The sequence below is a fragment of the Faecalibacterium sp. AF10-46 genome (genome assembly GCF_003604105.1).
Taxonomy (GTDB): domain Bacteria; phylum Bacillota; class Clostridia; order Oscillospirales; family Ruminococcaceae; genus Faecalibacterium; species Faecalibacterium taiwanense.
Map to the genome: position 1 here is coordinate 53,122 of NZ_QVGY01000003.1, position 22,823 is coordinate 75,944.

The window sequence follows — 22,823 nt, forward strand, 5'->3', positions numbered from 1 at the left end:
TTTTAGTGGGCCTCCAGCCAGTTTTTTCCTGCGTGCACATCGGTGCTCAGGGGCACGGCATACTGCACGCAGCCTTCCATTTCCTCCCGCAGGATCTGCGCAGCCTTTTCGGCTTCGGCCTGCGGGGCTTCCACGATCAATTCATCGTGGACGGTCAGGATCAGGCGGCTTTCCATCTTTTCGTTCCGCAGGCGCTTCCATACCCGCACCATGGCCAGCTTGATCACGTCGGCCGCAGTGCCCTGAATGGGGGTGTTGCGGGCCATGCGTTCGCCGCTGGAACGCACATTGAAGTTGCTGCTTGCCAGCTCCGGCAGAGCACGGCGGCGGCCGAACAGGGTGGATACATAGCCCACGGCCTTGGCGTCCGCGATGGTCTTATCCATGTAGCCGCTCACCTTGGGGAACGCGGCCAGATAGTTCTTGAGGAAGGCATCTGCCTCCTTCACACTCACGCCGATGTCTTTGGCAAGGCTGTAAGCGCCCTTGCCGTACATGATGCCAAAGTTGATGGCCTTGGCAGAAGAGCGCAGCCGGGAGGTGACTTCTTCCTGCGGGATGCCGTAAATTTTTGCGGCGGTGCTGCGGTGGATGTCCTCACCGTTCAAAAACGCCTGCTGCATGTGCTCATCGCCGGTAATGTGGGCAAGGATGCGCAGCTCGATCTGGCTGTAGTCGGCATCCACCAGCACACAGCCCGGCTTTGCAATAAAGTAGGCGCGCAGCTGGCTGCCCAGCTCGGTGCGGATGGGGATGTTCTGCAGGTTGGGGTTATCGGAGGAAAGCCGTCCGGTGCGGGCCTCGGTCTGGTTGAAGGTGGAGTGGATGCGGCCATCCTCGCCGATCACCTTCAAAAGGCCCTCCACGTAGGTGGAGTTCAGCTTCTGGTAGGCACGGTACTGCAGAATGTCCTCTACCAGCGGGTAATCCCGCAGGCTTTCCAGCGTTTCGGCATCGGTGGACCAGCCGCGCTGGGTCTTTTTGCCATGGGGCAGGCCCATGGTATCGAACAGCATCTCGCCCAGCTGCTTCGGGCTGTTGGGGTTGAAGCTGGCGCTGCCGGTCTCCATATGGATGCGGGTGAGCACCTGCTCCAGCTCGGTGCGCAGCTTTACGCCGAACTGCTCGATGCCGTCCTTATCCACCAGCACACCGGTGCGGGTCATATCGGCCAGCACCTGTGCCAGCGGGAACTCGATCTCATTGTAAAGGCTGTCCTCACCGCAGGCGGTGATCTCGGCCTTCATCTTGCAGAACAGGTCGGCAAGGCGGCCTGCATCCGGGTAATCGGCACAGGTAAAGGCAGCAGCGGCGCGGTAGCTGGCGGTCAGCTCGCTGATCTGATACTTGGAAGCAGAAGCGTCCAGCAGGTAGGCGGCAAGCTTGCCATCCCACACGATGCTGCTGCCCCAGCCGCCTGCGGCCATGGCCTTGGCATAGAGGGGCGCTGCGTTGAACACTTCCAGCGTTACGTCTGCGTTGTCCAGCAGGCGCACAAGGTCGGCATCCTCCAGCGGGTAAACGGTGCAGTCCTGCACGGCGTACCAGCTCTCCGGCTGCAGCACCACGTTGCGGGTGCCCTGCTTGCCCATCACGGCCGGGCGCGATGCCACCAGATAGGTGCCGGAAGGAGCCAGCGGCAGAGCTTCCAGCTCTGCTTCAGCCAGCTCGATGCCGTCCTCTTCTTCCGGGGCGGCAGGTGCAATGCCGTCCAGCCCAAAGCGAGGGATCAGAGAGTGGATCTCCAATTCCTGCAAAAGGCGCACGGCCTCGGCTTTGTTGCCCTCGCCCACGGCATAGGTGCCCTCGGCCGTGTCGATGGGTGCATCGGTGCGGATGGTGCCAAGGGTGTGGCTCAGCTGGGCCATCTCGCGGCATTCCAGCAAATGTTCCCGCTGTTTGGGCTTGATGAGCTTATCGTCGATGTGCTCGTACACGCCTTCCAGCGTGCCAAAGTTCTGCACAAGGGTCAGGGCGGTCTTTTCACCAATGCCCTTCACGCCCGGAATATTATCCGAAACATCGCCCATCAGGCTCTTCACCTCAATGAGCTGTCTGGGCTGGATGCCGTATTTTTCCTGAATGGCATCCACGTCCATCGTCACCGTCTTGCTGCGTCCCATGACAGTGGCGGCAAGCAGCACAGTGGTGGTGTCACTGACCAGCTGCAGGCTGTCCCGGTCTCCCGTAGCAAGGAAGCAGTCGTCCTTCCGGGCGGCGCAGGCAGCGGCCAGCGTGCCAAGGATATCATCCGCTTCCCAGCCTTCGGCGGTGACGGTGCGGTAGCCGAGGTCTGCCAGAAGTTCCTTGAGCACCGGCATCTGCTGGGCCAGCTCTTCGGGCATGCCATGGCGGGTGGCCTTGTAGCCATCGTACATTTTGTGGCGGAAGGTGGGAGCCTTCAGGTCAAAGGCAACAGCCACCTCGTCGGGTTCGCACTCCTTAAGCAGGGAGAGCAGGATATTCAGAAAGCCATAGATGGCGTTGGTGTATCGTCCGTCCTTGGTGGTCAGCAGCTTGATGCCAAAAAAAGCACGGTTGGCAATGCTGTTGCCGTCAATGACCAGTAAACGCATAGTCGTGTTCCTCCATTGCATTATTACACATTCTGCATTATACCACAAAACCGTGCCCAGCGGGGGATTTTTGCGTAAAAAAGAGAGAAAGCCGCCAACATGGTTGACGGCCTTCCCTCTTACTCCTCGATGCGGATCGCGCTTACCGGGCAGGCGTTGGCTGCGTCCACAGCCTGCGGCACCTCCTCCGGTGGGATCGGCCCGGGCTGGGCCACGGCCAGCGTGCCTTCCATCTGGAACACGGCGGGGCAAAGCCCGGCGCACTGGGTGCAGCCAATGCACAGATCAGGGTCAACATATGCGTTCATAGAAAAACCTCCTTCTGATAATGCCCTGCGGGCAGTATGGCCCATCCGGCTGCGAATTATGCCTATGCAGAGGGCACAGGATGTGGTACAATAAAAATTCAGGAGGGTACAGACCATGAATATTCAGATCTTTGGCACAAGCAAGTGCTTTGATACCAAAAAGGCCCAGCGCTATTTCAAGGAGCGCGGCATCAAGTTCCAGATGATTGACCTCAAGGAAAAAGAGATGAGCCGCGGCGAGTTCGAGAACGTGGCCCGCGCTCTTGGCGGCTGGGAAAAGCTGGTGGACCCCAAGGCGAAGGACAAGCAGACCCTTGCACTTCTGGACGCACTGGTGGACTGGCAGAAGGAGGACAAGCTGTTTGAGAACCAGCAGCTGTTTTTAACGCCCATTGTACGCAATGGCCGCAAGGCCACCGTGGGCTACCAGCCCGATGTGTGGAAGACATGGGAATAAGGAATGCGCTTTTCACAAAAAAACCACGGGCATAGTTTTGCACAATGGGCCGGTATGTGGTATACTGGACACTGTAGCATTTGAGAACCCTGGGAGATAAAACAACTATGAAACATTATATTACCCCTGAAGAACATGCCCGGATGCAGCGCCGCCGCGGGCGGCAGGCACTGGGCCTTCTGGTTGCCATTCTGGTGATCGTGGGCTTTGTTACCGTGCTGCGGGCCGGTGTGGGCGCGGTGGCGAACCTGTTCGATGATACCGCCCAAAAGCAGGAATATGAAGATAAGCTGGAAGGGCTTGTGCTGTTTGACCCCATGCCATTTGACGGCATTGAGAACATCGACGACCTGACTCTGCGCGAAGCTGCGGTGTGGGGCTGCATCTATAATATTCAGGAAACGCAGGGCGGCTTTGACAACTACAATACCGACCCCGACACCGAACAGCTGCTGCTGCCCTCGCTGGATGTGGATGCCTACCTTGCAAAGCTGCTTGGCCCCGGCTTCAAGCTGACCCACCGCAGCTTTGAGATGGAGGATATGACCATCGAGTTTGACGATGCCACCCAGTGCTATAAGATTCCGGTCACCGGCACGGTGGGCTACTACCGCGCTGTAGTCACCAAGCTGTTCAAGCGCAGCGGCAAGCTGCATGTGACCGTGGGCTATATCCCCACCGCCAGCACGGACGACAGTATCATCAATGTTTCTTCGGATACGCCCACCAAGTACATGGATTATCTGTTCGAGCGCCAGAGCGGCAGCTGGTATCTCACCGGCCTGACCGAGAGCGAGACCAAGGCCGAGAGCACGGAAAGCACACCGGCCGCGAATGTGCCGGAACCCATGGCAGAAAGCGATGTGCAGGATGCTATTCTTGCAGCAGCCGGTTCGGATTCTGCTTCGGCTGAGGCAGACAGCACCGCTGCAGACGAGGGCGTGGATACACAGGCGGAGGAACAGCCCGCCGACAGCACCGAGGCACAGGCGGACGAAAGCACAGCCAGCCCGGCGGCATAATACAAAACAAAAATACCGGATACAAGGCAGATGCTTCGTATCCGGTATTTTTTATTTGAGGTCAAATTTTACGATCACCAGCCGGTACCACAGGTACGGCACCATGTTCCAGATCATCCACAGCTCCATCAGGATGTAGTTGGGCAGATCCTTCAGGCGGAAAGGCCGCTTGCCCAGCCTGCCGCTTTTCAGCAGGGCAAAGGCTTCGTGCATCCCCTTGTCCCACGCCTCGCCAAAGCCCTGTTTGTGGAACTTGTAGCACTTGAGCAGGTAGCCCACGGCCAGCGGGATGAAGTTTAAAATCAGCATCAGCAGCGGTTCATTCTTGAGGGGCAGCAGGATGCTGTTGCGGCCGCTCTGCTGGCTTTTGAAGGCGTTGTACTTCACCGCGCCGGTGCTGGCACCGCAGATGTGGTAGCACTTGGCGGTGGGGCAGAGCAGGTTTTTATAGCCTGCATTGTTGGCACGCCAGCTCAGATCCACATCCTCAAAGTAGGCAAAGAAGTTCTCGTCAAAATTGCCGATCTCGTCCAGAATGCTCTTGCGGTAGAGCGCCGCACCGCCGCAGGCCGAGAAGATGCGCTTTTGCCGGGTATAGCGGCTTGCGCGGCGGCCATCGCCGGTCTTGCAGGCAAAGCCCATCCAGGTGACATAATCGCCGGCATCGTCGGCCAGCTCCCGGTCAAAGTGTCGGATCATCAGGCTCTGCACTGCAAAGATTTTCGGGTCGGTCTCAGCGGTGCGGATCAGCTCTTCCAGCCACTGGGGTTCGGCAAAGGCATCGTTGTTGAACAGCACCACATATTCACTGTCCGCCAGCGCAATGCCCTGATTCACTGCATGGGAAAATCCGGTATTGGTGCCGTTTTCGATGAGGGTGAAATTTTCGCGGCTGCAATAGCTGCGGGCCTGCTCAAGGCTTTCGTCGGTGGAGCCGTTGTCCACCACAATGAGCCGGAAGCTCTGTTCGGTCTGGGCATAGACCGACTCGATAGAATCCTTCAGCCAGCCCTTGCCGTTGATATTCGGGATCACGATAGTCGCTTTATACATAAAGACACTCCTAAGTCTGTGCACAATTACAATGCCAGTATAGCATATCTGCGCACAAAAAGAAACCGCATCCCGGCAGGATGCGGCTTCGGCAGGGCAAAAATTATGCGGCAAGGGCTTTTTCGATGTTGGAAAGAATGGTGTCGTGATCCTCGGCGCACACCAGGATCACCTCACCGGTGGGAGCTACGGTGACGGTGGCCGCCTTGGCGACCTGATACTGGTCCTCAAGGTAGTGCTCCATGGACTGCTGCTCACTCTGCACATAGGCTTCCAGTGCGGCTTTCACGGCATCGGTCTTGCCCTCGGCGGGCTTTACGATGGCAACGGCGTAGCTGCGCACCATCATGGAGGAAACAGAGGCAGCAAAGCTCTCGTAGCTGCCGTCCTCAAGGCCCAGCAGGGGGAACACGATGTCTTTCAGCTCGTCATTCAGCTGGTCGGCCTCATACTCGGCGCTGTAGCCATCGATGGCGGTGAATTTGCCGTCCTCACCTTTGGTAAAGATCATATCGTATTCGTTGTCCTCGTCGGTGCGGGCATCGTGGATGATCTGGGAGTAGTCCTTCGGGGTGGCAGAGTCGGCCTTGCTGCCGGCAGAGCAGCCCACCAGAGCAAGCAGGCACAGACCGGCAAGCAGGGAAGCAATGATACGTTTCATAAGTGAAATCCTTTCGTGTGTGAAAATCTTCGTGTGAAAGCGGGCGCAGCGGTTTTGAAGCTATTGTGTGCTGTTTTGCGCCTGCTATCCATAATACGAAAGAACAGCCCGGCAGAATTGCACCGCAAATGTAACCATTTTATGAACAGCGTTACAGCATAAGGGCATCCAGCTCGCCGTGGTTCACCGGCGTAGAAAGGATGATCTGGGTGCTGGTGGTACCCAGCTTCTGGAACTGCAGGATCAGGTGTTCCAGCTGGGGCATGCTGCCGCAGCTCACCTTGACAAGGAAGGTGTATGCACCCGTGACGTGGTAGCACTGCAGCACTTCCTTGCTGCTTTGCAGCAGCTCCAGAAAGGCATCCTGCTTGGAAGGTGCTACCGAAAGGCTGATGAGGGCATCCACATACATCCGGTCAGCGGGGCGGTTCAGGGTGACGGTGTAGCCGCTGATGATGCCATCCGTTTCCAGCTTGTGAATGCGGCTGGAAACAGCAGGACTGGTCAGCGATACCTGCTCGGCGATCTCCTTGACCGGCATCCGGGCGTTCTTGGCCAGCAGGGAGAGAATCTTACGATCCAGATCATCCATGGGGAATACTCCTTTTTGAAAATATGTTGGATTGTATAAAATTTTTTGAAAGTAAAGTTTTATTGTTGGTGCAAACATACAAAAGCCAAAAAATTTTGCTTTTGCTTTGCTTTGCGTTAATTATATAAAGTTTTACCGAAAAAGTAAAGACTTAATTTAAAGCAAAACCGGAAAATTTTGTTTGACAAGAAAATAAAAAGGGGTATAATACATCATGCAAGGCAGCGCAGAACAGAAAGCGCCTGCCGCTTTGAATTTGAGATTCACCACTTTATATACTTTCCCACCCCTCTATACACAAAAGCCCGCTGCCAGGCGGGTTTTTGTGTTTGTTGGGGATTTTTTCTTTTTGAAAAAAGCAGTGGCAGACAATGTACTCGACCCATAGAGCAGCTGCTTTCGGCTGCGACCCCGCCCGTGAAAATGCAAGCCCGGAAAGTCCGCAGACTTTCCGGGCTTGTTCTATCTCAAAATATTATTCCGCTGATGATAGCCGGAGCACAGCGGAGGCGATTTGGATCGTGTACGCCTATCAGACCAGATACCCTTCAAAGCAGTGCAGGTCTTCCGTCTTGACGATGCCCTCCAGATACAGCCCGTCCTCCCGGTATTCCTCCACCTGCACGCTGCCGCGCTCCCGCATGGGGGCGGCAAGGCCCAGTTTATCGTAGGGCAGCAGCACCTTTAAGGTGTGCACCCGGTCGCTGAGCATCTCGTCCAGCTTTGCCAGCAGGGTGTCCAGACCGTAGCCGGTCTTGGCACTGGTGAGCAGGATGTCCGGGTCAAAGCTCATGGCACCCGGCTTATCGCACTTGTTGTAGACGGTCAGGCGGGGGATGTCCGCACAGTCCAGCCCGTCCAGAACCTCGTCCGTGACGGCCAGCTGCTCTTCCCGCTGCTCATCGCCTGCGTCTGCCACACGGATGATCACGTCCGACCATGCCGCTTCTTCCAGCGTGGACTTGAAGGCTTCCACCAGATTGTGGGGCAGGCGGGACACAAAGCCCACCGTGTCCACCAGCAGCACCGCCATGCCGCTGGGCAGTATCAGCTTGCGGCTGGTGGGGTCCAGTGTGGCGAACAGCATGTCCGCTTCGGCTACGCTTGGGCCGCACAGAGCATTCATCAGGCTGGATTTGCCCACGTTGGTATAGCCTACAAGGCTGACCACCGGCATCCCGGTCTTGGCACGGGCCTTGCGGCTCTCGCCCCGGCGCTTTTCCATTTCGGCCAGCTTTTCGGCCAGTGCATCGATGCGGGCATGCACATGGCGGCGGTCCAGTTCCAGCTTGGTCTCACCGGCACCGCGGCGGGCACCACCACCGCCGCCGCCACCGCCGCCCTGACGGCTGAGCGCTTCGCCCATGCCCTGCAGACGGGGCAGGCGGTAGCGCAGAAGGGCCAGTTCGGTCTGCAGCTTGCCCTCGTTGGTGACGGCGCGGCTGCGGAAAATTTCAAGGATCAGCATGGTGCGGTCGATCACTTCCAGTCCGCCCAGCGCATTGGAGATGTTGCGGATCTGGCTACCGGTCAGTTCACCATCAAATACGGCGCATTCCGCGCCCAGCGTTTCGGCGGCAAGGGATGCTTCCTCCAGCTTGCCGCTGCCCAGCACGATGCCGGTCTCCGGGGTCTGGCGCTTCTGGGTCACCTGTGCCACGGCTTCCATGTGGTTTGCTTCGCACAGGGCGGAAAGCTCTGCAAGGCTGCGCTCGCAGTCCCACAGGCCCTGATCCAGCGCCAGCAGAATGACCTTCGTCGGGGGTGTTTCTACCAAAATATCGTAAAGTTCGCTCAAGGTAAGTCCTTTCTGTTATATCGTTCTCTTGTCAGCAGATAGCTTCTGCACTCCACCGGTGTGCCGTCAAATTTATGATCAATGGCATCGTGGTGGTAGAGAAAGCCTGCTTTTTCCATCACCCGGCCGCTGGCAGGGTTCTCTTTTGCGTGGCAGCAGGTGAGCCAGCCGCCGTCTGTATTCTCAAACCAGTAGTTTACTGCTGCTTTTAAAGCTTCGGTTGCAAAACCATGGTTCCACCAGTGCTTCCCGATGCAGTAGCCTGCTTCCCAGATGCCGTCTGTGCAGTCCTGTTGCGGCCAGAGAGCTTTCTGTGCCGGGTCACCGAGCAGAGCATTGAAGATGCTGATGCTGCCAAACACCTGCCCGGAAGCCTTTTCCACAATGGCCCACTGGTAGTAGTCCGGGTTCGGGTAAAGGGTGGCCCATGCCGCCAGCAGACCTACGGTCTCCAGCGCGTTTTTGTGCGGCTCCCACCGCAGAAAGCGGGTCACTTCCGGGTCGGATGCCCAGTTCGTATACATCTGCTCGGCATCCTCGGGCAGAAGCTGGCGCAGGAAAAGCCGGTCGGTCTCAAGCGTTTGCGTTCCGGCATGGCGCATGGCACACACCTCCCCACTTTATAAAGTATGCATAGGATAGCACAAATTTTGCGTTCCTGCAAGCGCCGCCGTGAAAAAACGCTTGACCGGACGGCATTTGTGCATTAAACTGAAAGCCAAGCGTTTTTGTAGGAAAAAGGAGAACTCCCTCATGAAGGATGTGCGTGAAATTTTAAAAAAGCGCCCGCTGCTGTTCGATGGCGGCATGGGTACATATTATAAGGCAAAGCCCGGGCAGGAATGTGAGCAGGCAAACCTGCTGGACCCGGACGGCATTTTGACCGTGCACCGCGCGTATCTGGAAGCGGGTGCCGATGCGATCAAGACCAACACCTTCGGCCTGCCGCGCATGGCAGCAGCGCAGAACCCCATGTGGGAGGCCATGGCGGACGAAGGCTGGAAACTGGCTGCACAGGCCGCTGCAAAGACCAGCGCTGCCGTGTTTGCCGATCTTGGCCCGGCCCCGGATACCGAGGCACTCCCGGCGGCACAGATCTATACGGCCCTTGCCGAGCGGTTTGCCGCATTGGGTGCAAAGAACTTTTTGTTTGAGACGCTGAGCAGCGATGCCGGTGTGGCCGAAGCGGCAAAAAAAATCAAGGAGACCGTGCCGGATGCCTTTGTGCTGGTGTCCTTTGCAGTGCTGCCGGACGGCTACACCCGCGAGGGCCGTCACTGCGCAGAGCTTGTGCGCAGCATGACTGCCTGCGGTGCAGTGGATGCTGTGGGCCTGAACTGCGTTTCTGCTCCCGGTGCCATGCGCACACTGGTGCAGCAGCTTGGCGAGACAAAGCTGCCGCTTGCAGTGATGCCCAACGCGGGCTACCCGGTGGTCACCCGCACCCGGGTGCAGTATCAGGGCAGGCCGGAATATTTTGCACGGGAGCTGGCCCGCCTTGCTGCCGAGGGTGTGCGCATTCTGGGCGGCTGCTGCGGCACTACGCCTGCCCACATTGCGGCCCTGCGTGCGGCACTGGATGCGCTGCCGGGGCAGCTGCCGGTGGCAGCGGCAGCGCCGGTACCCACCGCCGCAAAGCCGGAAGTGGAAACGGACGATGCCTTCCTGCGCAAGCTGAACGCGGGCAAAAAGGTGATCGCCATTGAGCTGGACAGCCCCAAGGATGCCGACCTGACCGGCTATCTGGACGGTGCACGCCGCCTGCAGGCTACTGGTGCAGACCTTTTGACCATTGCGGACTGTCCTATTGCCCGGGCAAGGATGGATTCCTCGCTGGTGGCCTGCCGGGTGCACCGGGAGCTGGGGCTGAACGTGCTGCCCCACATGACCTGCCGTGACCGCAACCTGAACGCCACCAAGGCCCTGCTGCTGGGCCTGTACGCCGAGGGCGTGCGGGAGGTGCTGGCCATCACCGGCGACCCCATCCCCACCGCAGAGCGGGACGAGGTGAAGAACGTGTACCAGTTCAACTCCCGCAAGCTGGCGCAGTACATCGTCTCGCTGGCAGGGGAGGGCCGGGAGATGCCCTCGCCCCTCACCGTGTTCGGTGCGCTGAACCTGAACGCCCGCAACTTTGATGTGGAGCTGCGCCGCGCACAGGAAAAGCTGCAAAATGGCATGAGCGGCTTCCTTACCCAGCCGGTGCTCTCCGCACAGGCGGTGGTGAACCTGAAAAAGACCCGCGAAACACTGGGCGAAAAGGCGAAAATTCTGGCCGGCATCATGCCGGTGGTGAGCCAGCGCAACGCCATCTTTATGGAGAACGAGGTCAACGGCATCCATGTGGACGCTGAGATCATCGAGCGTTTTGCCGGGCTGGACCGTGCGCAGGGCGAAGAGCTGGGGCTGGAAGTCTCGGTGAAGGCCGCGCAGGCTGCAGCGCCCTATGCAGACGGTTTTTACCTGATGACCCCCTTCAACCGCATCGCCCTGATGGAGCGGCTCATTGCAAGGCTGAAGGATGAAGGAATCGCGGATTGAAAATGGCCGATGCGTTTGCTCTGGCCATTGATCGCGGAAAAAATATTTTTTATATTTGCGTTTGCCGTGGTCTGCGGGCCGCTCCAAACGCGCTTTCACGAATAAGGCCCAAACCGTAAGATGCATCGGGATAAATTTTTTGAAGAAAAAGTAATTGACAAATCGCACAAAAAACGCTATATTCTTTTATAAATGCGTTGAAGAAGAGTGTGTATCGCTTTTGCCATCCAGAGAGCCGGGGGCTGCTGAAAACCCGGTATGGCCCGGCGGTGTGCTGTCACTTTGGAGCAGGAGCGGTGAGCTGAAGAGCAAGCCGCTCTCGGAGCTGTCCCACGTTACCGGGGCATCAAGGGGCGCAGGATGCTCTGCGCAATTTGGGTGGTACCGCGGTTATTACAGCCGTCCCATGGAACGTTCCGTGGGACGGCTTTTTTCGTCCCACTTCATCATTTTTTACTGGGAGGACCCTATGAAAGAACTTGCAAAACAGTATGATCCCAGCCAGGTGGAAGACCGCATCTACCAGTTCTGGCTGGACGGCGGCTACTTCCACACGAAGGCCGACCCCGACAAGAAACCCTACACCATCGTCATGCCGCCCCCGAACGTCACCGGTCAGCTGCACATGGGCCATGCGGTGGATAACACCATGCAGGACATCCTCATCCGCACCAAGCGGATGCAGGGCTATGCCGCCCTGTGGGTGCCCGGTACCGACCATGCATCCATCGCTACCGAAGCCAAGGTGGTGGAGGCCATGCGTGCCGAGGGCCTGACCAAGGAGATGGTGGGCCGCGATGGTTTTCTGGACCGTGCATGGGCATGGAAGACCAAGTACGGCAACCGTATCGTCAGCCAGCTGAAGAAGCTGGGCAGCAGCTGCGACTGGGATCGTGAGCGCTTTACTATGGACGAGGGCTGCTCCGAGGCTGTCAAGGAAGTGTTCGTGCGCCTGTACGACAAGGGCCTGATCTACCGCGGCAACCGCATGGTCAACTGGTGCCCCCACTGCAACACCTCCATTTCTGATGCCGAGGTGGAGTACGAGGAGAAGGACGGCAGCTTCTGGCACCTGCTGTACCCGGTCAAGGAGACCGGCGAGATGCTGGAGCTGGCTACTACCCGTCCCGAGACCATGCTGGGCGATACCGCTGTTGCCATCAACGGCGATGACCCCCGCTATGCCCATCTGCACGGCTGCCATGTGGTGCTGCCCCTGCTGAACAAGGAGATCCCCATTGTGTGCGACGAGCACGCCGACATGACCAAGGGCACCGGTGTGGTCAAGATCACCCCCGCCCACGACCCCAACGACTTTGAAGTGGGCCTGCGCCATGGCTTGCCCATCGTGCGTGTGTTCACCTACGATGGCCACATGACCGGTGCTGCCGACAAGGCTGCTGCCGATGCCCTGTTCGCCGCCGGCAAGAACGCCATCAATGAGCCGGAGGTGCTGGACTGCGGCAAGTACGCCGGCATGACCACCCTTGAAGCCCGCAAGGCCATTCTGGCCGATCTGGAAGCAGGCGGCTTCCTGAAGGAGATCGAACCCCTCAAGCACGAGGTGGGCACCTGCTACCGCTGCCACTCCACCATCGAGCCGATGGTGTCCAAGCAGTGGTTCGTCAAGATGGAGCCGCTGGCAAAGCCCGCCATCGAGAGCGTGGAAAAGGGCGAGATCAAGTTCGTGCCCGAGCGCTTCACCAAGAACTATATGAACTGGATGAAGGGCACCCGCGACTGGTGCATCAGCCGTCAGCTGTGGTGGGGCCATCAGATCCCGGCATGGTACTGCGACGACTGCGGCGAGACCGTGGTGGCAAAGTCTGCTCCCTGTGCCTGCCCCAAGTGCGGCAGCGCAAAGCTCACGCAGGACCCCGATACGCTGGATACCTGGTTCTCCTCCGCTCTGTGGCCCTTCAGCACGCTGGGCTGGCCCAATGAAGAGAGCGAAGACCTCAAGTATTTCTACCCCACCAACACCCTCGTTACCGGCTACGATATCATCGGCTTCTGGGTCAGCCGCATGATCTTCTCCGGTCTGGCCTACACCGGCAAGGCACCCTTCAGCACTGTCTGCATCCACGGTATCGTGCGCGACAGTCAGGGCCGCAAGATGTCCAAGAGTCTGGGCAACGGCATCGACCCGCTGGAAGTCATTGCCCAGTACGGTGCAGATGCTCTGCGCTTTATGCTGGTGGATGGCTCCACCCCGGGCAACGACATGCGTTATATCGAAAAGAAGGTGGAGGCTGCCCGCAACTTTGCCAATAAGCTGTGGAATGCTACCCGCTTTGTGCTGATGAACCTGCCCGAGGACTTTATCCCGGGCCTGCCCAGTGAGGACAAGCTGGACATGAGCGACAAGTGGGTGCTCACCAAGCTGAATCAGGTGGCCGGTGCCATGACCGACAACCTCGACCACTACGAGATGGGTCTGGCCGCCGCCAAGATCAACAGCTTTATCTGGGATGTCTACTGTGACTGGTTCATCGAGATCGCAAAGCCCCGCCTGAACTCCGGCGATGCCGAGCAGGCCGACACCGCCCGCCGTGTGCTGGTGTATGTGCTGGACAAGGCCCTCAAGCTGCTGCATCCCTTCATGCCCTTCATCACCGAGGAGCTGTATCAGGCTCTGCCTGGCTCTGCCGAGACCATCATGACCCAGAGCTGGCCCACCTTCGACGAAGCTCACAACTGGGCCGACGAAGAGGAAGCCTTTGAAAAGGTCATGGACTACATCAAGGCCGTGCGTACCATGCGCACCGAGATGAATGTCCACCCCGCCAAAAAGACCAGCATGATTATCGAGACTGCCGATGCAGCACCCTTCCAGAAGGCACAGGTCTATCTGGCAAAGTTCGCCTTTGCCACCGACGTGACCTTTACCGAGAAGTATGAGGGCAGCACCGACGGCATGGTGCAGGTGTCTACCCACGCCGCCCGCGGCTTCATCCCCATGATGGAGCTGATCGACCGCGACAAGGAACTGGCCCGCCTGAACAAGGAAAAGGCCAAGGCCGAAAAGGAAATGGCCATGTTCGCGAACCAGCTGAACAACCCCAAGTTCGTGGAGCGCGCCCCGGCGGCACTGGTGGAGGATATCCGCAATAAGTACGCCAAGAGCCAGGATAAGCTGGCCAACATCGAGCAGAGCATCAAGGCTCTGGGCTGATTTGAGCGGGGAATATAACAGCAGCGCACAGCGCACTTCGCCGTGGGTGACCGCAGGGCGGGTAATCTTTACCCTTGCTCTCATCGGCTGCATCGCGTTCATCTTTTCCAATTCCATGAAGATCGCCTCGGCGTCTACTGTGTCCAGCGGTCGGGTGCTCACTCTGCTGCAGGCGGCTCTGCGCCGTCTGGGCCATCCGGCCCTTGCCCAGCGCCTGACCGACCACATCGTGCGCAAGCTGGCACACTTCTGCGAGTATATGCTGGAGGGCTTTCTGCTCATGCTGTGTATGCGGGTGTATACCCGGCAGTATATCTGGCACATCAGCGTGCCAATGCTGGGCGGCGTGCTCACTGCGCTGACCGATGAGACCATCCAGATCTTTTCGCCCGGACGCAGCAGTCAGGTCACCGATGTGTGGCTGGATTCAGCCGGTGTTCTGGCGGGCATCCTTACGGCGCTGGTGCTCATGGCGCTGTGCAGATTGTTGTTCAATCATCGTAATAAGGAGTAACCAATGACCATCGAACAGGCAAATCAGTATTTTGCCGCCCTGCCGGACGGTTTTGCCTCCACCGAACAGCTGCGCGCCGCGTTCACCGCGCCGGTGCAGAAGGTGCAGTTCGTGGGCGTGGCAGGCACGGCAGGTAAGACCGTGACGGCCCGCCTGCTGGCGGCCATCCTGCACGCACAGGGTATCCATGCCGGCCTGTACCATGCCGGGTGCCGCCCGCTGTCGGAGCGCATCTGCATCGATGATGCCCCGGTGGACGAGGGCCTGCTGGCGCTGACTGCGGATGCCCTTTCCGCAGCCGAAGCCCTGCCGCAGGATGCAGCGGAGCTGGCCGCTGCGGCCAACTGCTTTGGCGCAGCGGGCTGCACGCTGGCCGTGGTGGAACTGCCGGATGCGGGCCTTGCGGAAGCGCTGCCCGGCATGCCGGTGTGCGCCGTCACCTCAGTCGGCCCGGACGGTGTGAGCCGCTCGGTGGAGCGCCTTGCGGCTCTGGCAGCAGGTGTCATGCGCAAGGAAAGCATCTGCGTCACTGCGCCGGAGCAGCCCAAGTCTGTGCTCAGCGAGCTGATCGTGGCCGCAGGCAAGTGCGGCTGTGAGCTGGTGGTGCCGGACCCGGAGGATATCACCTTTCTGGAGGCAGAAAAGTTTGCCAGCAAGGTGGACTACGGCGGATATACCGTGCCGCTGGCTTTTCTGGGCCGTCATGCGGCGGGCAGCGCTGCCATGGCTGTGGAGCTTTCACTGGCGCTGTGCCGCAAGGGCTTTGATATTACCGACGATGCCATTCTGGAAGGTCTGGCTGCGGTGGAGAACCGCAGCAGCATCCGGGTCATCTCGCAGCGCCCACTCATCATTCTGGATGCCTGCCGCACCCCGCAGCAGGCAGCAGCCTTGCTGCGTGTGCTCAACATGGCCAAGGTGCGCCATATGAGCGCCATCATCGGTCTGGCAGAGGAGGAGGGAGCCGAAGCGTTCTTCTCCGCACTGGAGACCGGCCTGACCCCTGAAGAGCAGAAAAAGGATAAGTCCACCATGCCCGGCATGAGTGAGAACCCCTTTGATAAGGTGTATCTTGTCACCCCGGCAGGCGGCGATGACGAGATGACGGCCCGTTTGACCGAAAAGGCAAAATATCATTTTGATGCCGAGATGTGCACCTGCATTGCCGAAGCAGTGGAGCTGGCTCATGCCAACACCCGCCGCGGCCTGCTGGTCTGCGGCGGTGAAGCTGCCGCGCTGGAAGCGGCCGAACTGCTGGTGAACAGCTGAGCCGACACGCTTCCCTAAAAAATAAACGAAAGATCCCGTACACTGAAACCATGTGTACGGGATCTTTTTATTTTTGGCAAAGGAGATGGACAAACCATGGCAACGGTGAGCTTCAGCCCGGCGGGCGATGTGCTTTATGCCTACCTTTCGGGCGAGATCGATCACGATGCGGCGCAAAGCCTGCGCATCCAGCTGGATGATGCACTGGTCAGCCGTGCCCCGCAGACCATGATCCTGGATTTTGGCGGGGTCGGATTTATGGATTCATCCGGTGTAGGGCTGATCCTGGGGCGGCAGCGCATTGCCCGCACACTGGGCACGGCACTGCGGGTGCAGCACACACCGTCCCAGCTGGCAAAGGTGCTGCAGCTGGCGCGCATCCCCTGCACGGATGCAGGACAGAAGGAGGAATAAACCATGAAAGCGGAAAACACAACAAAGATCCAGTTCGATTCCCTCAGCGTGAACGAAAGCTACGCCCGGGGCGCAGCGGCGGCCTTTCTTGCCCGGTACGACCCCACCGTGCCGCAGCTGGCCGATATCAAAACGGCAGTGTCTGAGGCGGTTACCAACTGCATCGTCCATGCCTACCCGGACCACATCGGGCCGGTGGCCATGAGCATTGCAGTCTATCCCGGGCGGGAGGTGCACATCACGGTGGCAGATAAGGGCATCGGCATCCCGGATATCCCGCAGGCCATGGAACCGCTGTTCACCACCGGAAACCCGGAGGAACGCTCCGGGCTGGGCTTTGCGGTGATGCAGAGCTTTATGGATAAGGTCAAGGTCATCTCAAAGCCCGGCAAGGGGACAAAGGTGCTGCTCATCAAGCGTCTGGCCCAGAGAGAATGATACATAACAGGAAAGGCAGGCAGGAGCATGGTATCGGATAAGACCCGGCGGGACGCATTCATTGAGCAGAATCTGGGGCTGGTGCACGCCTGCGCCGGGCGCTTCCGCGGGCGGGGCATAGAGTACGATGACCTGTACAGTGCCGGATGCATGGGACTTGTAAAAGCCTGCGATAATTTTGATGAGAGCCGCGGCGTATGCTTTTCTACCTATGCAGTGCCGGTAATTTTAGGCGAGATCAAAAAGCTGTTCCGGGACAGCGGCACAGTCAAGGTGAGCCGCTCCTTAAAAGAATTGGGGATGCGCGTACAGGCGGCACGGGAGCATCACATGAAAGTGTGCGGTACGGAGCCGACCCTTTCTCAGCTGTCGGAAGAATTGAATGAACCTACAGAGAACATCACACTTGCCATTCAGGCGGCACAGCCTGCCATGAGCCTGACCCCGGAAAATGAAGAAGAGGACCGGCAGATGGATATTCCAGTAGAATCCCCGGAAGAAGCATTGGCAGAACGTATCAGTCTGGAAGAGGTGCTTCACGCTTTGCCGGAACAGGACAGGCAATTGATCCGCCTGCGGTTTTATGGCAACAAGACCCAGAGTGAAACTGCAAAGGTGCTGCATACCACACAGGTGCAGATCTCCCGGCGGGAACGCAAGATACTGGTGCAGCTGCGCCGCCGACTTTTAGAAGATTAGATGTCATACTTTCCAGATTAAAAGGAAAAAACTGGGCAAAAAGCCAAAAGCCAGATTTTTGCGAAAAATATGAAGAAAATGCTTGCTTTTTGCAAAAGGCTGTGCTAAAATACATTACTGTCAGGCGGATGTCCAACAGAATGAAACACTTCGGAAGGAACGTCCTAACGTGAAGAATCGATGAGCTTCGACAAGAAACTCAAAAATAATTCAAAAAAGTGCTTGACAGCTTATCACGAAAGTGATAAAATAAATAAGCTTTCAGCCACAAGGCTGAGGCGCTACAGGACCTTGAAAATTGAACAATATCGAAAAACTTGTAAGGAACCTTTATGTGTTTGGAAAAACACTTAAAACAATTCCAAAAGTAATTCACACAGGACGCAAGCGATTGCGTGCTGAGCGAACAAGATTTAACACTTTTAAGTGATAAATATCATTTATAAAGAGTTTGATCCTGGCTCAGGACGAACGCTGGCGGCGCGCCTAACACATGCAAGTCGAACGAGCGAGAGAGAGCTTGCTTTCTCGAGCGAGTGGCGAACGGGTGAGTAACGCGTGAGGAACCTGCCTCAAAGAGGGGGACAACAGTTGGAAACGACTGCTAATACCGCATAAGCCCACGGCTCGGCATCGAGCAGAGGGAAAAGGAGTAATCCGCTTTGAGATGGCCTCGCGTCCGATTAGCTAGTTGGTGAGGTAATGGCCCACCAAGGCGACGATCGGTAGCCGGACTGAGAGGTTGAACGGCCACATTGGGACTGAGACACGGCCCAGACTCCTACGGGAGGCAGCAGTGGGGAATATTGCACAATGGGGGAAACCCTGATGCAGCGACGCCGCGTGGAGGAAGAAGGTCTTCGGATTGTAAACTCCTGTTGTTGGGGAAGATAATGACGGTACCCAACAAGGAAGTGACGGCTAACTACGTGCCAGCAGCCGCGGTAAAACGTAGGTCACAAGCGTTGTCCGGAATTACTGGGTGTAAAGGGAGCGCAGGCGGGAAGACAAGTTGGAAGTGAAATCTATGGGCTCAACCCATAAACTGCTTTCAAAACTGTTTTTCTTGAGTAGTGCAGAGGTAGGCGGAATTCCCGGTGTAGCGGTGGAATGCGTAGATATCGGGAGGAACACCAGTGGCGAAGGCGGCCTACTGGGCACCAACTGACGCTGAGGCTCGAAAGTGTGGGTAGCAAACAGGATTAGATACCCTGGTAGTCCACACCGTAAACGATGATTACTAGGTGTTGGAGGATTGACCCCTTCAGTGCCGCAGTTAACACAATAAGTAATCCACCTGGGGAGTACGACCGCAAGGTTGAAACTCAAAGGAATTGACGGGGGCCCGCACAAGCAGTGGAGTATGTGGTTTAATTCGACGCAACGCGAAGAACCTTACCAAGTCTTGACATCCCTTGACAGACATAGAAATATGTAATCTCTTCGGAGCAAGGAGACAGGTGGTGCATGGTTGTCGTCAGCTCGTGTCGTGAGATGTTGGGTTAAGTCCCGCAACGAGCGCAACCCTTATGGTCAGTTACTACGCAAGAGGACTCTGGCCAGACTGCCGTTGACAAAACGGAGGAAGGTGGGGATGACGTCAAATCATCATGCCCTTTATGACTTGGGCTACACACGTACTACAATGGCGTTAAACAAAGAGAAGCAAGACCGCGAGGTGGAGCAAAACTCAGAAACAACGTCCCAGTTCGGACTGCAGGCTGCAACTCGCCTGCACGAAGTCGGAATTGCTAGTAATCGTGGATCAGCATGCCACGGTGAATACGTTCCCGGGCCTTGTACACACCGCCCGTCACACCATGAGAGCCGGGGGGACCCGAAGTCGGTAGTCTAACCGCAAGGAGGACGCCGCCGAAGGTAAAACTGGTGATTGGGGTGAAGTCGTAACAAGGTAGCCGTAGGAGAACCTGCGGCTGGATCACCTCCTTTCTAAGGAGTCAGGCAAGGACAGGACATCAAAAGATGGACAGTCCTTGGACAGGTAACAAACGAGTAGAGTAGATATTGTTCGATTTTGAGGGCCCTGAAAAGGGAACTCAATTCCTAATGTGGGGGTTTAGCTCAGCTGGGAGAGCACCTGCTTTGCAAGCAGGGGGTCAAGGGTTCGATTCCCTTAATCTCCACCACATGGGCCAATAGCTCAGCTGGCTAGAGCACACGACTGATAATCGTGAGGTCGATGGTTCGAGTCCATTTTGGCCCACCATGTGATGAAAATCAAAGTTCCGGGAGACCGGGCTTTGAGGAACATCACCAAGACGTACCTTGAAAACTGAATAATAACTGCGAAACAAAGATTATAGTAAGTTCTTTTTTAAGAAATATTACAATTTCAAAAGGAAGGGTAACAATAATCTTCGTTGGCAAGAGAGAATCAAGAGGATACCAAATGTTCTTGAAAGAACGTTTGAAAGGTCAAGCGAACAAGGGCGCAGGGCGAATGCCTTGGCACTGGGAGCCGATGAAAGACGTGATAAGCTGCGATAAGCTTCGGGGAGCTGCAAATAAGCATTGATCCGGAGATCTCTGAATGAGGAAACTCACCTGGGTTCATACTCAGGTACGTTATACTGAACTTCAAAATAGGTATATCGAGGGAACCGCCTGAACTGAAACATCTAAGTAGGGCGAGGAAGAGACATCAAACGAGATTCCGTAAGTAGTGGCGAGCGAACGCGGAAGAGGGCAAACCGAGAGTAGAAATACTTTCGGGGTACGGACTGCTTTTAGGACTTAATCTGTTAACCGAACGGCATGGGAAGGCCGGTCAGAGAGTGTGAGAACCACGTAGGTGAAAACGACAAGAGCCGAGCGAATTCCAGAGTACGGCCAGACACGTGAAACCTGGTCGGAATACGGGGGGACCACCCTCCAACCCTAAATACTACCCAGTGACCGATAGCGTATAGTACTGTGAAGGAAAGGTGAAAAGCACCCCGGGAGGGGAGTGAAAAAGAACCTGAAACCCTGTGCCTACAAGCACCTAGAGCACGTCAATGTGTGATAGGGTACTTTTTGTAGAACGGTCCGGCGAGCGATTGTATGCAGCAAGGTTAAGGACTTAAGGTCTGGAGCCGAAGCGAAAGCGAGTTTGAAAAGGGCGTTAAGTTGCATATAATGGGCCCGAAACCGGGTGACCTACCCATGGTCAGGTTGAAGTGGAAGTAAAATTCCATGGAGGACCGAACCGACCTCCGTTGAAAAGGCGGCGGATGAACTGTGGGTAGCGGAGAAATTCCAATCGAACCCGGAGATAGCTGGTTCTCCCCGAAATAGTTTTAGGACTAGCCTCAAGTTAGATACCTGGAGGTAAAGCACTGAATAGCCTAGCGGCCGAGAGGTTAGCGAAGCTTATCAAACTCAGAATGCCAGAGTATTGATGCTTGGGAGTCAGACAGTGTCAGATAAATGTCATTGTCAAAAGGGAAACAGCCCAGATCTACAGCTAAGGTCCCAAAGTCAGGTTAAGTGGAAAACGATGTGAAGATACGCAGACAACCAGGATGTTGGCTCAGAAGCAGCCACTCATTCAAAGAGTGCGTAATAGCTCACTGGTCGAGCGTCTTTGCGCGGAGAATTTAACGGGGCTAAACCTGACACCGAAGCTTAGGCAGCATGATTACATGCTGGGTAGGGGAGCGTTGTATACGCGGTGAAACAGTAGCGCAAGCGGCTGTGGAGTGTATAGAAGTGAGAATGCCGGAATGAGTAGCGCGAATGCAGTGAGAATCTGCATGGCCGAAAGCCTCAGGTTTCTGGAGGAAGGTTCGTCCGCTCCAGGTCAGTCGGGAGCTAAGGTGAGGCCTAACGGCGTAGCCGATGCACAGACGGTAGAGATTCCGTCACCACCAAAAGAGTTAAACACAGGGACACATATGAAGTCTCGGAGCCGGGTGTTGGTTCCGGTAGCGATCGAGGGAAATTAGTACCGAAGTCCGGGATGGAAGATGGCGAGAAAAGCTGTGTGGATTTCTGCGGTGCCCGTACCGCAAACCGACACAGGTAGGTAGGAAGAAGATTCTAAGGCCAACGGGAGAAGGGTTGTTAAGGAACTCGGCAAATTGACCCCGTAACTTCGGGAGAAGGGGTGCTGCAGCAATGCAGCCGCAGAGAATCGGCCCAAGCAACTGTTTACCAAAAACACAGGTTTGTGCTAAATCGAAAGATGACGTATACGAGCTGACGCCTGCCCGGTGCTGGAAGGTTAAGAGGAGATGTGCAAGCATTGAATCGAAGCCCCAGTGAACGGCGGCCGTAACTATAACGGTCCTAAGGTAGCGAAATTCCTTGTCAGGTAAGTTCTGACCCGCATGAAAGGCGTAATGATTTGGGCACTGTCTCAACAGCCCGCCCGGCGAAATTGTAGTACCGGTGAAGATGCCGGTTACCCGCGACAAGACGGAAAGACCCCATGGAGCTTTACTGTAGCCTAATATTGGGTTTCGATGTTGCATGCACAGGATAGATGGGACACTGGGAAGCAGGTGCTTTGGCGCTTGTGGAGTGGCCGTTGGGATACCATCCTTGCGATATTGGAATTCTAACCTGCGCCTTTGAATCAAGGCGGGGGACATTGTTAGGTGGGCAGTTTGACTGGGGCGGTCGCCTCCTAAAGAGTAACGGAGGCGTTCAAAGGTTCGCTCAGCTTGAACGGAAATCAAGCAAAAGAGTGCAAACGCAGAAGCGAGCCTAACTGCGAGACTGACGGGTCGAGCAGTAACGAAAGTTGGAGTTAGTGATCCGGTGGTATGTGAGTGGAAATGCCATCGCTCAACGGATAAAAGTTACCCTGGGGATAACAGGCTGATCTCCCCCAAGAGTCCACATCGACGGGGAGGTTTGGCACCTCGATGTCGGCTCATCGCATCCTGGGGCTGTATTCGGTCCCAAGGGTTTGGCTGTTCGCCAATTAAAGCGGTACGCGAGCTGGGTTCAGAACGTCGTGAGACAGTTCGGTCCCTATCTGTCGTGGGCGCAGGATATTTGATGGGAGCTGTTCCTAGTACGAGAGGACCGGAGCGGACGTACCTCTGGCGCACCAGTTGTTCTGCCAAGAGCATAGCTGGGCAACTATGTACGGATCGGATAAACGCTGAAAGCATCTAAGCGTGAAGCCGACCCAAAGATAAGATATCCCATTGTTTCAAACAAGTAAGACCCCTTGAAGACTACAAGGTTGATAGGCACGATGTGTAAGTGGAGCGATCCATTCAGCAAGCGTGTACTAATAGGTCGAGGGCTTGACCACAATTCGCTTGAGACTCTAAGAGTCAACGAAAAAATGT

General features: G+C 56.7%; 16 protein-coding genes, 2 tRNA genes and 2 rRNA genes. 13 read left to right on the plus strand and 7 right to left on the minus strand.

The genetic code is table 11. The features are described from left to right. Nucleotides 1–2: 2 nt before the first annotated feature. Together polA and DWV57_RS14450 are read right to left on the minus strand one after the other, a co-directional pair. Complete coding sequence (gene polA / locus DWV57_RS05025; protein WP_120020162.1) at nucleotides 3–2,576, minus strand: DNA polymerase I; 2,574 nt, start codon at nucleotides 2,574–2,576, stop codon at nucleotides 3–5. A 119-nt stretch (nucleotides 2,577–2,695) separates the two neighbouring features. After that, nucleotides 2,696–2,884, minus strand: coding sequence for a ferredoxin (locus DWV57_RS14450; RefSeq protein ID WP_005945433.1), 189 nt, complete (start codon nucleotides 2,882–2,884; stop codon nucleotides 2,696–2,698). A 115-nt stretch (nucleotides 2,885–2,999) separates the two neighbouring features. Between DWV57_RS14450 and DWV57_RS05035 the strand changes: the two genes are divergently transcribed. Together DWV57_RS05035 and DWV57_RS05040 are read left to right on the plus strand one after the other, a co-directional pair. Then, nucleotides 3,000–3,341 carry an arsenate reductase family protein gene (locus tag DWV57_RS05035; protein WP_120020163.1) on the plus strand — a complete coding sequence of 114 codons (342 nt, stop codon included), beginning with the start codon at nucleotides 3,000–3,002 and terminating at the stop codon, nucleotides 3,339–3,341. Between the two features lie 107 nt (nucleotides 3,342–3,448). Beyond that, complete coding sequence (locus tag DWV57_RS05040) at nucleotides 3,449–4,363, plus strand: Ice-structuring protein (protein WP_118529239.1); 915 nt, start codon at nucleotides 3,449–3,451, stop codon at nucleotides 4,361–4,363. Between the two features lie 51 nt (nucleotides 4,364–4,414). Here DWV57_RS05040 and DWV57_RS05045 read toward each other — a convergent pair whose 3' ends face one another. From DWV57_RS05045 to DWV57_RS05065, 5 genes are all read right to left on the minus strand, one after another. Then, on the minus strand, nucleotides 4,415–5,416 hold the full coding sequence (locus DWV57_RS05045; protein WP_120020164.1) for a glycosyltransferase family 2 protein: 1,002 nt from the start codon (nucleotides 5,414–5,416) through the stop codon (nucleotides 4,415–4,417). 103 nt (nucleotides 5,417–5,519) lie between these two features. After that, nucleotides 5,520–6,077, minus strand: coding sequence for a DUF4358 domain-containing protein (locus DWV57_RS05050; protein WP_120020165.1), 558 nt, complete (start codon nucleotides 6,075–6,077; stop codon nucleotides 5,520–5,522). Nucleotides 6,078–6,228: 151 nt separating this feature from the next. After that, complete coding sequence (locus DWV57_RS05055) at nucleotides 6,229–6,669, minus strand: Lrp/AsnC family transcriptional regulator (RefSeq protein WP_005945452.1); 441 nt, start codon at nucleotides 6,667–6,669, stop codon at nucleotides 6,229–6,231. Nucleotides 6,670–7,201: 532 nt separating this feature from the next. After that, nucleotides 7,202–8,467, minus strand: a complete 1,266-nt coding sequence (gene hflX / locus DWV57_RS05060; protein WP_097776631.1) for a GTPase HflX — start codon at nucleotides 8,465–8,467, stop codon at nucleotides 7,202–7,204. Further along, the gene (locus DWV57_RS05065; protein ID WP_097776630.1) at nucleotides 8,464–9,069 is read right to left on the minus strand and encodes a GNAT family N-acetyltransferase; all 606 of its coding nucleotides are present in this window, start codon (nucleotides 9,067–9,069) and stop codon (nucleotides 8,464–8,466) included. The genes hflX and DWV57_RS05065 overlap by 4 nt, the downstream gene beginning before the upstream one ends. A gap of 151 nt (nucleotides 9,070–9,220) precedes the next feature. On the opposite strand from DWV57_RS05065, the gene DWV57_RS05070 reads away from it, so the two are divergent. The 11 genes from DWV57_RS05070 (at nucleotide 9,221) to DWV57_RS05120 (ending at nucleotide 22,786) form a co-directional block, all read left to right on the plus strand. Next, nucleotides 9,221–11,008 carry a bifunctional homocysteine S-methyltransferase/methylenetetrahydrofolate reductase gene (locus DWV57_RS05070; protein WP_120020166.1) on the plus strand — a complete coding sequence of 596 codons (1,788 nt, stop codon included), beginning with the start codon at nucleotides 9,221–9,223 and terminating at the stop codon, nucleotides 11,006–11,008. Nucleotides 11,009–11,477: 469 nt separating this feature from the next. Then, a complete protein-coding gene (locus tag DWV57_RS05075) occupies nucleotides 11,478–14,183 on the plus strand; it encodes a valine--tRNA ligase (RefSeq protein ID WP_120020167.1) in 2,706 nt (901 codons plus the stop codon). 1 nt (nucleotide 14,184) lies between these two features. Continuing rightward, nucleotides 14,185–14,697, plus strand: a complete 513-nt coding sequence (locus DWV57_RS05080) for a VanZ family protein (protein ID WP_165853663.1) — start codon at nucleotides 14,185–14,187, stop codon at nucleotides 14,695–14,697. Nucleotides 14,698–14,700: 3 nt separating this feature from the next. Beyond that, a complete protein-coding gene (locus tag DWV57_RS05085; RefSeq protein WP_097776627.1) occupies nucleotides 14,701–15,966 on the plus strand; it encodes a folylpolyglutamate synthase in 1,266 nt (421 codons plus the stop codon). Between the two features lie 96 nt (nucleotides 15,967–16,062). Continuing rightward, a complete protein-coding gene (locus DWV57_RS05090) occupies nucleotides 16,063–16,380 on the plus strand; it encodes an STAS domain-containing protein (protein ID WP_120020168.1) in 318 nt (105 codons plus the stop codon). A 3-nt stretch (nucleotides 16,381–16,383) separates the two neighbouring features. Further along, a complete protein-coding gene (gene spoIIAB, locus DWV57_RS05095) occupies nucleotides 16,384–16,818 on the plus strand; it encodes an anti-sigma F factor (RefSeq protein WP_005945484.1) in 435 nt (144 codons plus the stop codon). A gap of 27 nt (nucleotides 16,819–16,845) precedes the next feature. Continuing rightward, on the plus strand, nucleotides 16,846–17,517 hold the full coding sequence (locus DWV57_RS05100) for a sigma-70 family RNA polymerase sigma factor (RefSeq protein WP_120020169.1): 672 nt from the start codon (nucleotides 16,846–16,848) through the stop codon (nucleotides 17,515–17,517). A gap of 439 nt (nucleotides 17,518–17,956) precedes the next feature. Then, nucleotides 17,957–19,467, plus strand: a 16S ribosomal RNA gene (locus DWV57_RS05105). A gap of 121 nt (nucleotides 19,468–19,588) precedes the next feature. Then, nucleotides 19,589–19,664 (plus strand) — tRNA-Ala (locus tag DWV57_RS05110). Between the two features lie 3 nt (nucleotides 19,665–19,667). Beyond that, a tRNA-Ile gene (locus DWV57_RS05115) sits at nucleotides 19,668–19,744 on the plus strand. Between the two features lie 207 nt (nucleotides 19,745–19,951). After that, nucleotides 19,952–22,786 (plus strand): 23S ribosomal RNA (locus tag DWV57_RS05120). Together the 16S and 23S rRNA genes with 2 tRNA genes alongside form the textbook arrangement of a ribosomal RNA operon. The last annotated feature ends 37 nt before the right edge of the window (nucleotides 22,787–22,823 follow it).